Below are 14,298 nucleotides of genomic sequence, written 5' to 3' on the forward strand. Positions count from 1 at the left end.
GCCGGCCGTGGCCGTGGCCGTGCAACCGGCAAGCTCTGACAGTTGCACGCGGGCCGGTGCCTCCGGGGCCGGGAAGCTGTGGGAGTACGGACAACTGACGGTGTGTCATGATGACGGCGGATGTCTGCGCGCAGGTCCGGGGATGGACAGATCGTGCGCTCTCCACGGTTAATTACGCTGCCGAAACTGACGCGGGATTCAACGGAGGTCGAGGACTGAGTGGCGCGGAACTTCTCCGATACGGATCCCGGGGTGCCGGACATTCGCGGCCCGTGGCGATATCTGCTGTGGCTGGCGGCGGGGCACCGGCGCGTCCTCGTCCTCGACTGCGTCTTCAACATGATGTGGGCGGGCGGTCTGGCGCTGACCCCGGCCGTGATCGGGCAGACCATCAACCACGGCCTGGTGGCGAGGGATCAGACGGCCCTGGTCGGCTGGGGCCTGGCGGTGCTCGGGCTGGGCGTCGTCACGGCGCTCTCCGCCATGGCCGTGGAGCGCCTCGAACTCAGGGTCAAGGTCGAACCCGGCTACCGGACCATGCAGTTCGTCACCCGGCGGACCTGCGAGCTGGGCTCGGCGGTCGACCGGCGGGTCTCGGCCGGTGATCTGGTCACCGTCGGCGTCTCCGACATCGACCTGATCGGCGAGACGCTCCAGTTCGGAGCTCGCGGCGTGGGCGGGCTGGTCGGCTTCGGCTTCGTCGCCGTACTCATGCTGGTCGGGTCCTGGCAGGTCGGCCTGCTGGTGCTGATCGCCGTGCCGGTCATCCTGGTCGTCACCACCCGGCTGTCCCGGGTGCTGCGCACCCGGCAGGGCCGGCTCCGCACGCAGCAGCGCGAACTCACCGACCAGGCGGTCGACATCGTCCGTGGGCTGCGGGTGCTGCGGGGGATCGGCGGCGAGGAGCTGTTCGCCGCCCGCTACCGCGAGGGGTCGCAGCGGCTCCGGTCCACCGCACTGCGCCAGGCCGTGGCCTCGGCGATGCTGGGCGCGACCAGGACCTTCCTGCCGAGCCTGCTGCTCGCCGGCGTGGTCGCCCTCGCCGCGGAACTGGTGCTGACCGACCACCTGAGCGCCGGACAGATGGTGGCCTTCTACGGATACGCCAGCTACCTGACGATCCCGCTCGGCCAGATGACCTTCGCCGTCTCCACCGCCATGCAGGGCCACGTGGCCGCCGCGAACGTCACCCGGCTGCTCGGCACCGAACCCGACGGCGCACCGGGCCGGGAGACACCGGCCCCGGCGACGGGTGTGCTGCCCCCCGGCCCCGGCGTGCTGGCCGACCCCGGGTCGGGCCTGCTGGTGCCCGCCCACGGGCTCACCGCCGTCGTCTGCTCCGCGGCCGACGCGATCGCGCTGGCCGACCGGCTGGGACGCTACGCCGACTCCGCCGCGACGTACGCCGGCCTGCCGCTGGCCGACCTGCCGCCCGACGAAGTCCGCGAGCGCATCCTCGTCACCCCCGCCGACGCGCACCTGTTCGCCGGGCCGCTGCGCCGCGAGCTCGGCCCGGCGGACCGGCCGGGCGGCCCGGACCAGGACGACCGGCTGTGGGCAGCCATCGACGCGGCCGCCGCCCGGGACATCGTCGAGGCACTGCCGGGCGGGCTGGACACCGGCATGGCCGCCGGCGGCCGGGAGTTCTCCGGCGGCCAGCAGCAGCGCCTGCGGCTGGCGCGCGCCCTGCGGGCCGATCCGGAGGTGCTGATCCTGATCGACCCGACCAGTGCCGTCGACGCGAACACGGAGAGCCGGATGGCCGAGGGAATAGCGAGGCTGCGCCGGGAGCGCGCCACCGTCGTCTTCACCACCAGCGTCCTGCTGCTGAACCAGGCGGACCGGGTGGCCCTGGTGCTCGACGGGGCGGTCGCGGCCGAGGGCTCCCACGAGTCCTTGCTGGCGGATCCGCGCTACCGGTCCCTGGTCGAGCGCTGGACGGCCGCCGCATGAGCGCGCTGCCCGTCGCCACCAACCGCGAGCTGCGCGCCTACGCGTGGCGCACCGTCCGGATGCACCGCGCCGAGTTCGCCCTGGTGGTCGGTCTCCAGGCGCTCTCGGCGGTCGTCGGACTGTTCGCCCCGTGGCTGCTCGGCAACCTGGTCGCGGACGTGGCCCGGGGCCACGACACGGTGCTGCGCGCGGTCCTGCTGATCCTCGTGTGCCTGACCGCCCAGGCCGTCCTGGTCCGGCTGGCCGGGTACGCGGCGGCCTCGGTCGGCGAGAAGATCCTGGCCCGGCTGCGCGAGGAGTTCGTCGCGGACCTGCTGGCGCTGCAACCGGAGGTCGTCGAGGACGCGGACGGCGGTGACCTGATCACCCGGACCACCCGCGACGTCTCCCTGATGTCCAACGCCGTGCGCGCCGCGATCCCGACGACCATGACCTCGCTCGCGGTGGTCGGCTTCACCTTCGGTGCCCTGCTGCTGGTCAGCCCGGTTCTGCTGCTGCCGGGCCTGCTCTCGGTGCCGGTGCTGTTCGCCACGGCCCGCTGGTACCTGCGCCGGGCGCACGAGGGCTACCTGCGCCAGGCCGCCTCCTACTCCCGGCTGACGGAGAGCCTGGCCGAGACCGTCGAGGGCGCCCGCACCGTCGAGGCGCTGCGGTTGACCGACCGCCGGCTGGACCGGCTGAACGAGGACATCGACAACTCCTACGCCGCCGAGCGCCACACGCTGCGGCTGCGCAACGTCCTCCTCCCGCTGTGCGACGCCAGCTACTCCTTGCCGGTGGCCGCGATGCTCGTCATCGGGGGCACGCTCTACCTGCACGGCGTGGTGTCCCTGGCCGCCGTCACGGCCGGCACCCTGTATGCCTCGCAACTGCTCAATCCGCTGGACCAGTTGGTCTCCTGGATGGACGAGCTCCAGTCGGCGGGGGCCGCGCTGGCCCGCCTGCTGGGCCTCGCGCGGTTCCGGGCGGCCGACCCGGCGCCGTCCGCCCGGCCCGCCGTCGCGACCGGGTCGCGGGTGCGGGACATCGAGGTCCGGGACGTGCACTACGCCTACCAACCGGGACAGGACGTGCTGCGCGGCATCGACCTGACCGTCCGGCAGGGCGAGTGGCTCGCCGTCGTCGGGCCCTCGGGCGCCGGCAAGTCGACCCTCGCCAAGCTGCTGGCCGGGATCTACCAGCCGCACACCGGCGGCATAGCCATCGGCGGCCGGGACCTCGGCGACCTGCCGACCGCCGAGCGGCGCGGCACGGTTGCGCTCGTGACCCAGGAGCACCACGTCTTCCGCGGCACGCTGCGCGACAACCTGACCATCGGGCGACCGGACGCCGGGGACGAGGAGATAGCCGCCGCGCTGACCGCCGTCGGCGCGTGGGACTGGGCCCAGGCCACCGGGCTGGACAGCGTGGTCGGCAGCGGGGGCGCGGCGCTGGACCCGGCGAAGGTGCAGCAGTTGGCCCTGGCCCGGCTGATCCTCGCGAATCCGGACGTGCTCGTCCTGGACGAGGCGACCTCGCTGCTGAACCCCCAGGCCGCCCGGCAGCTGGAGCGGTCGCTGGCCGCCGTCACGACGGGCCGCACCGTGGTCGCCGTGGTGCACCGGCTGCACACCGCCAAGGACGCCGACCGGATCGCGGTCCTCGACGACGGCCGGATCATCGAGTTCGGCACCCATGACGAACTGCTCGCGAAGGACGGCGCCTACGCGGGGCTGTGGCGTGCTTGGCAGGGCTCGCTTTGAACCGTCGGACACCGGAGCAGGTACGGGCGGCCTGGGAGGACGTCTTCGGGGCTCTCCCACCCGATCCCGAGCAGGACTTCTTCGCCTGCGGCGGCAACTCCATCCGGGCCATCAAGCTGCAGCGGGCCCTGCTCGACCGGACCGGCGCGGAGATCAGCATCGCGGACCTCCTGCGGCACCGGACGATCGCCGCACAGGCCGCGCTCCTCGGCAGCCGCACCGAGACAGGATCCTCCTCCTAGCATCAGGGGTAACAGATGTCAGACGATGTCCTGCTGCCGGTCTCGTTCGCCCAGCAGCGGCTCTGGTTCCTGGACCAGCTCTCGCCGGGGAGCACGGAGTACCTGATCCCCGTCGTGCTGCGATTGACCGGCGCCCTGGACTTCGCGGCGCTGTCCGCCGCGGTGGCGGATCTGACCGCCCGGCACGAGTCGCTGCGGACGGTGTTCGGCGAGCGCGACGGCCGACCGGTCCAGCTGGTGCGGGAGGCCGACCCGGAGGTGCTGCGGGTGGTCGACGGGCCGGCTGATCCGGCGCGGGCGGCTGCGGCTGCGATGGCACCGATGGACCTCGAGTGCGGTCCGCTGTTCCGGGCCTCGCTCCACCGCCAGGGGCCGGACGAGCACCTGCTCGTCCTGACGATCCATCACATCGTCTGCGACGGCTGGTCGATGGACATCATCGCCGCGGAGCTGGGCAGGTGCTACGCCGCCCGATGCGCCGGCGGGAAGCCAGAGCTCCCGGAACTGCCCATCCAGTACCCCGACTTCGCCATCTGGCAGCGGAGCTGGCTGGACGGGCCGGTCCTGGCGGAGCAACTCGCCTACTGGATCGGGCAACTGGAAGGTCTGGAGCCCACGGAACTGCCCGCCGACCGGCCCCGGCCGGCGATCCGGTCCGTGCGCGGTGCGACCCTGTCCTTCGAGATCCCGGCGGCCCTGTCGGGGCAGCTGAAGGACCTGTTCACCGCCCATCGGGTCACGCCGTTCATGGGATTGCTGGCGGCGTTCCAGCTGCTGCTGGCCAAGTACTGCGGGCAGCGGGACATCGCGGTGGGCACCCCGGTGGCGGGCCGCAGCCAGGACGAGACCGAGGCACTGGTCGGGCTGTTCGTGAACACCCTGGTCATGCGTGCGGACCTGACCGGCGACCCGACGTTCACCGAGCTGCTGGCGCAGGTCCGGGAGACCGCGCTGGCCGCCTACGACCACCAGGAGCTGCCGTTCGAGCGGCTCGTCGAGCACCTGGCCCCGGCCCGCGACCTGTCCCGCACCCCCCTGTTCCAGATCATGTTCAACCTGCGGGACAGCCGGTCCGGCGCCGTCGGCTGGGAGCTGCCCGGGATCCGGGTCGACGCCCGGCCCACGGCCGGGGAGGTGGCCAAGTTCGACCTGTCCATGGACCTCGCCGAGACCGGGACGGGGTTCACCGGCGTCCTCGAGTACGCCACCGAGCTGTTCGACCGGGCGAGCGTCGAGCGGATGGCCGCTCACTTCCTGACCCTGCTCGCCGGCGTGGTGGCGGACCCGGCAGCCAGGGTGTCGCGGCTCCCGCTGCTCACCGCCGCCGAGCAGCACCGGCTGGTCACCGACTGGAACCGGACGCAGGTGCCCGTCCCGGCCGCCTGCGTGCACGAGCTGGTCTCCCGGCAGGCCACCGCGACGCCGGAGCGGACCGCGGTGGTCTGCGACGGCCGCCGGCTGTCCTACCGTGAGCTGGAGGAGCAGGCCAACCAGGTCGCGCACCGGCTGATCCGGGCCGGGGTGGGGCCGGAGACCCTGGTCGGCCTCTGCGTGGAGCGTGGCCCCGAGCTGCTCACCGGACTGCTGGGCATCCTCAAGGCCGGCGGCGCCTACGTGCCGCTGGACCCGGCCCACCCGCGCGAACGGCTGACGTTCGTGCTGGACGACGTCGCGGCCCCGGTCGTCCTCACCCAGCGCCGGCTGGCCGACCGGATCCCCGCCGGGGACGGCCGGAGCGTGCTGTGCCTGGACGACGACGGCCACCTCGGAGAGCCGGTCACCGCCCCGCCGCGGCGGGCCGCCCCCGGCAACCTCGCGTACCTCATCTACACCTCGGGCTCCACGGGTTCCCCCAAGGGCGTCCAGACCCGGCACGACAACCTCACCAACGGTCTGCTCGCCATGCAGGAGCTGATGGGGCTGAGCGCCGAGGACCGGCTGCTGGCCCTCGCCCCGTACACCTTCGACATCTCCACCGTGGACCTGCTGCTGCCACTGATCCAGGGCGCGCGGATCCACCTCGCCACCCACGCCGAGGTCACCTCGCCGACCCGGCTCGCCGCGATCCTCGCCGACGACGGCATCACCGTCCTGCAAGCCACGCCTTCGCTGTGGAGGCTGGTGGTCGAGGAGATCCCCGACCTGTCCGACCGCCTCCACCTCCTGCTCGGCGGCGAAGCCCTCGACCCGGATCTCGCCGCCGCCACCCGCCCGCTCGTCCGGCGGCTCAACAACGTGTACGGGCCGACGGAGACGACGATCTGGGTGCTCGGGACGGAGCTCGAACCGGGGGACGCCCCGGCCGCGGTGGTGCCGATCGGCCGCCCGCTCGCCAACGCCCAGGTCTATCTGTTGGACGGTTGGTTGAATCCGGTGCCGGTGGGGGTGCCGGGGGAGGTGTATGTCGCGGGTGTGGGGTTGGCTCGTGGGTATTGGGGTCGGGCGGGTTTGACGGCGGGTCGGTTTGTGGCGTGTCCGTTCGGTGGTTCGGGGGAGCGGATGTACCGGACGGGGGATCTGGGGCGTTGGCGGGTGGACGGGGTGTTGGAGTTTTTGGGGCGTACGGATGATCAGGTGAAGGTGCGGGGGTTCCGGGTGGAGTTGGGGGAGGTGGAGGTGGCGTTGCGGGGGAGTTCGTTGGTGGGGGATGCGGTGGTGATGGCGCGTGAGGATGTGCCGGGGGATCAGCGGTTGGTGGGGTACGTGGTGCCGGTGGTGCCTGGTGCGGGGGTGGATGTGGCGCTCCTGCGGCGGCGGGTGGGGGAGCGGTTGCCGGAGTACATGGTGCCGTCGCTGGTGGTGGTGGTCGATGCGCTGCCGTTGAAGTCGAACGGGAAGGTGGACCGGGGCGCGTTGCCGGTGCCGGACGGGTCGCGGCCGGTCACGGGTGCGGCGTACGTGGCGCCGGTGGGGCCGGTGCAGCGGGCGATCGCGCGGGTCTGGGGGCAGGTGCTGGGCGTGGACCGGGTCGGGGCCGAGGACAACTTCTTCGAGATCGGCGGCCACTCCCTGCTGGCGACCAGGGTGATCTCCCGACTGCGGAAGGAGTTCGGCGCCGGGCTCGGGGTCCACAGCGTGTTCGCGGCCCCGACCGTGGCCGGACTGGCGGACGCCGTGCGGGCGGGCGGCACCGTCGCACCGGGCATGCCGGACATCCGGCCGGTGCCCCGGCAGGGTGCGCTCCGGCCGTCCTTCGCGCAGGAACGGCTCTGGATCCTGGAGCAGCTCACCCCCGACAGCACCGAGTACCTGCTCATGCGGGCGCTGCGGCTGACCGGGGAGCTGGACGCGGGTGCACTGGAGCGGGCACTGACGGAGCTCCTCGCCCGGCACGAGGTGCTGCGCACCAGGTTCGAGGCCGTGGCCGGCGCCCCGGTGCAGGTGATCGAGCCGCCGACCGGGTTGGTGCTGGCGGTGACCGACCTGAGCGGGCTGCCGGCCGAGCAGGCGGCCGCGGAGCTGGCGGCAGCCGTGACGGCCGAAGGCACCCGGCCGTTCGACCTGGGCACGGCACCGCTGCTGCGGGCCCGGCTGCTGCGACTGCCGGGCGGTGAGCACGTCCTGGTCCTGGTGGTGCACCACATCGCCGCCGACGGCTGGTCGATGGGCGTGATCACCCGGGAGCTCGCCGCGCTGTACGCCGCGCAGCGCCAGGGTCGGCCGTCGCCGCTCGCACCGCTGCCGATCCAGTACGCCGACTTCGCGGTGCGGCAGCGGGAGTGGCTGCGGGACGACGTGCTCGACGGGCAACTGGGCTACTGGCGACAGCAGTTGGGCGGCCTGGCGGCGTTGGAGCTGCCCGCCGACCACCCGCGGCCGGCGGTGCGCTCCGGCCGGGGCGCCGAGTACGAGTTCACGGTGCCCCCCGAGGTGGCCTCGGTGCTGGCCGAGCTCTCCCGCCGGGTCGGCGCCACCATGTTCATGACCTTGCTGGCCGCCTTCCAGGTGCTGCTCGCCCGTTACTGCGGTCAGCAGGACATCGCGGTGGGCACCCCGATCGCCAACCGCAACCACGCCGACACGGAGGGGCTCGTCGGCTTCTTCGTGAACACCCTGGTCATGCGTGCGGACCTGGTCGGCGACCCGATGTTCACCGAGTTGCTGGCGCAGGTCCGGGAGACCGCGCTGGCCGCCTACGACCACCAGGACCTGCCGTTCGAGCGACTGGTGGAGGAGCTGCGCCCGGAGCGCGACCTGAGCCGCAACCCGCTGTTCCAGGTGATGTTCATCTTCCAGAACACCCCCGTGGTGCCCTTCGAGCTCACGGGTGCCACGGTGACGCCGGTGGACTGGCAGGCGCCGGTGGCGAAGTTCGACCTCACGCTGTCGGTGCGGGAGCGGGGCGGGCAGCTGGACTGCCTGATCGAGTACAGCACGGACCTGTTCGAGCCCGGCACCGTCGCGCGGCTGGCGGGACACCTCACCACTCTGCTCACCGGGATCGCGGCCGACCCGGACCGCAGGCTCTCCGGGCTGCCCGTCCTCACCGGGCCCGAGCGGCAGGAGTTGCTGGGCCGCTGGACCGACACCGCCGCGCCCGCGCCGAGCGACCGCTGCGTGCACGAGCTGTTCGAGGACCACGCGGCCCGCACGCCGGATGCCCTCGCGGTGGTCATCGGCGACACCGTGCTGACCTACGGCGAGCTCAACCGACGGGCCAACCAGCTCGCCCACCACCTCAGGGCCCGTGGCGCCGGCCCCGAGACGCCGGTCGCGCTCTGTGTCGAGCGGTCGGCGGAGATGGTCGTCGGACTGCTCGGCATCCTCAAGTCCGGTGCCGCCTACGTGCCCCTCGACCCCGCCCACCCCACCCAGCGGCTGCTGCACATCCTCGCCGACACCGGGGCACCCCTGCTCGTCACCCAGCAGCACCTGCGGGACCGGCTCGCCGCCGGCATCCCCGCCCTCTGCCTGGACCACGACCAGGACCAGCAGGCCGTCGCCGCCCGGCCCGGCGACAACCCGGCGCCACTGGCCGGGCCCGCCAACCTCGCCTACGTGATGTACACCTCGGGGTCCACCGGCGGCCCCAAGGGCGTCTCCATCCAGCACGGAGGCGTCTCGGCGTACCTCTGGTTCGTCGCCTCCCAGTACCGGATCACCCCCGGCACGCGGGTGCTCCAGCTGGCCTCCATCGGCTTCGACGCCTCGGTCCGGGATCTGCTCGGGCCGCTGACCTGCGGCGCCACGGCCGTGCTGTTCCAGCAGGAGGGGCCGTTCGACCCCGTCGCCATCGTCACGTGCATCGCCCGGCACCAGGTCGAGGTGCTGCTCAGCGCCGTCCCGTCGCAGCTGCGGGAGATCATGTCCGTCCCCGGCGCGGAGCACTACCTGGAGTCCGTGCGGCTGACGGCGGTCAGCGGGGAGAGCCTGCGCCTCGCCGGACTGCGCGGCCACGACGCGCTGCGCGGCAGCCTGGTGAACCAGTACGGCCCCACCGAATCCACCATGACCTGCACCTTCTGGCCCGCCGACGCGGACTGGGCGGACCGGGCCGAGGACCTGGTCGGCCGCCCGGTGCCGAACAAGCGGATCCATGTGTTGGACGGTTGGTTGAATCCGGTGCCGGTGGGGGTGCCGGGGGAGGTGTATGTCGCGGGTGTGGGGTTGGCTCGTGGGTATTGGGGGCGGGCGGGTTTGACGGCGGGTCGGTTTGTGGCGTGTCCGTTCGGTGGTTCGGGGGAGCGGATGTACCGGACGGGGGATCTGGGGCGTTGGCGGGTGGACGGGGTGTTGGAGTTTCTGGGGCGTACGGATGATCAGGTGAAGGTGCGGGGGTTCCGAGTGGAGTTGGGGGAGGTGGAGGTGGCGTTGCGGGGGAGTTCATTGGTGGGGGATGCGGTGGTGATGGCGCGTGAGGATGTGCCGGGGGATCAGCGGTTGGTGGGGTACGTGGTGCCGGTGGTGCCTGGTGCGGGGGTGGATGTGGCGCTCCTGCGGCGGCGGGTGGGGGAGCGGTTGCCGGAGTACATGGTGCCGTCGCTGGTGGTGGTGGTCGATGCGCTGCCACTGACGGTGAACGGGAAGGTGGACCGGGGCGCGTTGCCGGTGCCGGACGGGTCGCGGCCGGTCACGGGTGCGGCGTACGTGGCGCCGGTGGGGCCGGTGCAGCGGGCGATCGCGCGGGTCTGGGGGCAGGTGCTGGGCGTGGACCGGGTCGGGGCCGAGGACAACTTCTTCGAGATCGGTGGCGACTCGATCCTCAGCATCCAGGCCGTCTTCCGGGCCGGCCGCCTGGGTATCCACCTCACGCCCAAGATGATGTTCCGTCACCAGACCATCGCGCAGCTCACCGCTCACCTCGGGCGGGACGTCCCCGACGGCATACCCCTCGAGGCGGGCCGCGCTGTCCTCTCGCCACTGAACGAGAGCACCGCCGAGAGCTCCGTCTTCTGCTTCCCGGTGATCGCCGGGAACGTCACCGGCTACGTCCCGCTGGCTCGCGCGCTGAGCGCCGATGCCAGGGTGCTGGGCGTCGAACTCTCGTGGTGGGACAGGCCGGACGCGGTCGAGTGGGACATCCCGACCATGGCCCGCAGCTGCGCGGAGGCGATCCGCGGCAGCCGGCCCGAGGGCCCCTACCTGCTGGTGGGATGGTCGTTCGGCGGCGTCCTGGCGACGGAGACGGCCCGGATCCTCGAGTCGGCCGGGCAGCCCGTGCGGGTCATCGCGCTGGACACCCTCTTCCCCGGCGCGGAGTACCGAGCCGCCTCAGGTGGGACCACCGCGACCATCGACGGCATCCTCGCCCATCTGACCGCCGGCCAAGACCCTGCCCGCACCCTGCCGGACGACGTGCTGGCCGAGCTGCGTTCGCTGAACATCCCCCCGGAGCTCTACGAGGTCGCCGGGGACGACCTGGTGCAGCATCTGACCGTGATGCGGGGGATCGGCACGGCGATCAGGGCCTACGTCCCCTCGCCGGTGGGCTTCCCCGTCACCCTGTACGAGGCGGTGGACCGGGTGCTGCCGGACTGGGTCGTGGGGACGGTCAAGGAGACCTGGCTCCCGTTCGCGCCCGCCCTCGAACTGCGCAGCACCCCGGGCGACCACCACTCGTTCCTGCGCTACCCGATCGTCCAGTCCCTCGCGGACGGCCTGCGGCAGGACATCCGCGACCACGCAACTACGAGTGGCACTCCTGCCGACCGCTGACGCGGGTCATACCCACGCGTGTGGATGTCGGACTGGCAGGCCTTCAGGCACGGCTGGGCTCTGCGGCGAGCGGTACTGGTTCCGACCGGCGCCGCTACTCCACCTTGGCGGCAATCACGGTCCACGTTCCGGACGACGTGTCGTCCAGCCGCAGATCGAACGCGAGGGTGATCGGCCTGCGCTGGTGCGCGTCACCCTGGAGCACCTGTTCGGTTCGGCGGTCGACCTCGTAGTAGACACCCTCTGCGTCGGCCGCGATACGGAAGACGATCGGGTCGCGCGCGACCAGTGAGCGAACCTTGACCGACGTGACGACGGCGTTACGCATGACGGTTCGATCGACCGTGCGTACAGCCGTGAAGTCCAGGCTGCCGTCGTTCATGACCCACTCCTCGAGGAACCGCTCGACGGCGACCTCGAGAACTGATCTGTCGAACCGGCCGTCGAGCACGCTCAGATCGCCGACGGCGGCGTCGGCATCCGTGCTCCAGGAGATGTTGGTGAGCGACAGAATGTCGCTCGCACCTGTGACCGCGGTCTTCCCGGCGACCTCGAGCACCGCCTCTCGAGCGACCTCCTTCTGGTCCCAGCCGTCCGTCTCGACGGCGTTGGTCAGGTGGTGTGCCCCCTCGGCCGCCTGCTCCACCGACGACACGATCCACTCTCCAGCCGCGCTCTTGCGCAGCGTCCAGTACTCGACCGGGTGCGTCGATCGGTCCTTCCGCGCGGTGTCCCGGCCATCGCCGTGGCGCACGTAGTCATTGAGCGTCGCAGTGACGCGGAAGGTGACGGTGTCGTTCACCTCGCCCGCACGATTGGCGACGTCGACCAACTCGACCACCGGGCCCGAGACGATCTCCACGACGTTGACCTCGCCACGTGACTCGTAGTCGCGCAACTCGTCGGCCCACTTGCCGTAGAGCACCGGGGACATGATGTCCTGCAGAGCGGCGTGGTCGTGTTCCGTCCAGGCACGTTGGGCCGTCACGTACAGCTGGACCGCGCGGCGCTCGAGCGCCGCGCGATCGAAGCTCGCATCGGTGTCGGCCAGCGCATCGACCCGGGCCCCGACCTGGGCGGCGCGTTCGCGTGCCTGCGCGTCCGCGCGGTGCGCCACACCGTCCGACGCTGTGTTCAGACCGCCTGCCCGTGCCGCCTTCCGGCGACGGGACCAGAGCCACAAGATCAGGAGCAGCACGGCCGCCACGATCACCAACGCCAGGATCCCACCGCCGCCGAAGCCGCCGCCGAAGCCGGCTCCGAAACCGTGGCCGAAGCCCCCACCGGTCGATCCGTGGGAGCCGCCACCATGGCTGCCCCCGCCCCCACCCCCGCTGAACCCGTGACTACCGCCCCCACCACGGGCATACGCGACAGCCGGGCTGCTCAGAGCGACGACTCCAGCAGCCACACTTATCAACCGACCGACACGCACCCGGGCCATCCCCAAAGAGTCAGAACTGTTTCCCGGCAGCCTACAAGCCGGATCGCTCGGCCTTGAAGGCCGACAGGTCGCCCGAGGAGGGGAGGAGCCCGGCCCGACCCGGGCCCCGCTGTCAACCAGGTAGGGATGAGTTTCGTTCGACGTCCACACGGCGACGAACACCTGGTGTCCCGGCTGTCCCGGCGGCCATCGTGGACCAGTACAACGCCGCGAAGGTGGCTGGCAAGTTGGAGCCCAGCGAGATCTGACCAGACAGCAGAAGACCCCCATCGGCCTCACGGCGGTTTCTAGGGGTCGTCGCAACACGTGGTCGGTTTGATCAGGCCGCGAGCAGTTTGTGCAGGCGCTCGGCTGGGTTTCCCAGCCGAGCGTTTTGCGTGGGCGGCCGTTGAGTTCGGCGGCGACGGCGGCCAGGTGCTCTTGGCCCCGGCTGCCTACTCGTGGCTCTCGAACCTCCACACCTGCCGCTGGTCGTTAACCTCCAGCGGCCGCAGAGCAAGCCGAGGCGGGAAGATCCGCAGCAGGCTGAGGTCCAGCGCCAGCTCGTCCCCCTCGATAGGGCCGCCAGGGACGACGACGTGGAAGGCGAAAGGCTCCGCCGCCTGGTAGAGCGCCCACGGGCGGGGCTCGGTGCTCCCCATGATCATCTCGTTGACGTTCGGGTCGCTGTCGTAGGTCAGGTACGTTCCGTGCGCGAGGTTCTTGATGGTCACGTTGCCGTCGGCGCGGCCCTCCACCTGCCACTCCTGCTGGCCGGACTCCCCGGTGGGCGGCAGCAGCGTCGCGAGGTCCTTCGGGTCAATGAGCGTGATCATCTGCTCGTTGCGCTTGGTGATGGCGTAAACGCCGTTCGGTACGGATGCCACGGTCGACTCCACTCTGGTAGGCGGCACCGCCAGGGCGCCGCGCACTACGGGGCGAGTCGTATTCAACCGTCGCCAGCCCAGCCGTATACGGACGAACCGCCGGAGCCTCACTCCATCGAGATCCCACACCTGCACATCCATCCGACTATCGAACGTCCGCACTAGCCGCCAGCCGCTACGGAGTCCGTGTGTGGCGGACGTACCAGGCCGAGCCCGAGGAGCAGAGCTTCGACGCACCGAGTCTGGTTGGTCGAAGAGTAGGGGAGAGGGGCCCTGGCGGCGATCAGCGTGGGGGCTGCGGGCACGGCATGGGTTCGTCGTCGTCCGGCCAGCGGAACGGACAGAGTACGACGGTGACGTGAACCTTGGTGCCGCTGCGAGCTTGCTGTCCTTCACGGAGAAGCCGCCGCCGACCAGCGGGGCGATGGAGAGGCAGTCCTCCATGGTTCCGCTGGAGTTGTCGCCGCCGCCGCACAGGAGCTTGTACGGCCCCTCCACCTCGGACTTGTACAGGTCGATCTTGGACATGTGCTCACCTCTCGATGCTTCCCCGGCCACCGTGGTGCGGGGCTTTGCAACTTGCGGTGGTGCGGCCCTTGTTGACCCGTCCGGGGCCCGCGAGGGAGCTTTGGGGGCTACAGTGCGAAGGGGTCGGGGTCGGGCTCGGCCGCGCCGGATCGCTCGGTGTCGGCGGCCCACTGGTTAGCGCGGTTGGCTGTCCCGATCTGCTTGTGTGCGCTCTCGCCTCGGTCGTGCTTGATGTGCGCGTACTCGATGTGCGCCTCGGCCACTGCGCGCAGCAGTTTCGGGGTGCGCGGGTTTCGCTGTTTGCCAGCCAAGTGCCTGACGCTCCGTTCCTCTTGGGTGGGGCCCCGAGGCTCTGCTCCTCGGGGCCC

The 14,298-nt window shown here is 71.6% G+C and carries 7 protein-coding genes; 4 read left to right on the plus strand and 3 right to left on the minus strand.

Going from position 1 to position 14,298, the window contains the following annotated elements; all coding sequences use genetic code 11:
• Window positions 1-252: 252 nt before the first annotated feature.
• From ACR68M_RS32330 to ACR68M_RS32345, 4 genes are read left to right on the plus strand one after another with little or no spacing between them, the layout of a single operon-like run.
• Entirely contained in the window at window positions 253-1,953 is a 1,701-nt protein-coding gene (locus tag ACR68M_RS32330; protein ID WP_441247702.1) for an ABC transporter transmembrane domain-containing protein, read from the plus strand.
• Window positions 1,950-3,695 (plus strand): ABC transporter ATP-binding protein, encoded by a 1,746-nt coding sequence (locus tag ACR68M_RS32335; RefSeq protein WP_441247703.1) that lies wholly within the window; start codon window positions 1,950-1,952, stop codon window positions 3,693-3,695. Before ACR68M_RS32330 ends, ACR68M_RS32335 begins: the two co-directional genes overlap by 4 nt.
• Window positions 3,692-3,937 (plus strand): acyl carrier protein, encoded by a 246-nt coding sequence (locus ACR68M_RS32340; protein WP_441247704.1) that lies wholly within the window; start codon window positions 3,692-3,694, stop codon window positions 3,935-3,937. The genes ACR68M_RS32335 and ACR68M_RS32340 overlap by 4 nt, the downstream gene beginning before the upstream one ends.
• Window positions 3,938-3,952: 15 nt before the next feature.
• Window positions 3,953-11,092 carry an amino acid adenylation domain-containing protein gene (locus ACR68M_RS32345; protein ID WP_441247705.1) on the plus strand — a complete coding sequence of 2,380 codons (7,140 nt, stop codon included), beginning with the start codon at window positions 3,953-3,955 and terminating at the stop codon, window positions 11,090-11,092.
• A gap of 94 nt (window positions 11,093-11,186) precedes the next feature.
• On the opposite strand, the gene ACR68M_RS32350 is transcribed toward ACR68M_RS32345, so the two are convergent.
• The 3 genes from ACR68M_RS32350 to ACR68M_RS32360 all read right to left on the minus strand — a co-directional run bounded on the left by ACR68M_RS32350 (window position 11,187) and on the right by ACR68M_RS32360 (window position 14,241).
• Window positions 11,187-12,305 carry a TIM44-like domain-containing protein gene (locus tag ACR68M_RS32350; protein ID WP_441247706.1) on the minus strand — a complete coding sequence of 373 codons (1,119 nt, stop codon included), beginning with the start codon at window positions 12,303-12,305 and terminating at the stop codon, window positions 11,187-11,189.
• Window positions 12,306-12,970: 665 nt separating this feature from the next.
• Complete coding sequence (locus tag ACR68M_RS32355) at window positions 12,971-13,402, minus strand: hypothetical protein (protein WP_441247707.1); 432 nt, start codon at window positions 13,400-13,402, stop codon at window positions 12,971-12,973.
• 635 nt (window positions 13,403-14,037) lie between these two features.
• The gene (locus ACR68M_RS32360; RefSeq protein WP_441247708.1) at window positions 14,038-14,241 is read right to left on the minus strand and encodes a hypothetical protein; all 204 of its coding nucleotides are present in this window, start codon (window positions 14,239-14,241) and stop codon (window positions 14,038-14,040) included.
• Window positions 14,242-14,298: the final 57 nt, after the last annotated feature.

The organism is Kitasatospora sp. McL0602 (assembly GCF_052076145.1).
Lineage (GTDB): Bacteria > Actinomycetota > Actinomycetes > Streptomycetales > Streptomycetaceae > Kitasatospora.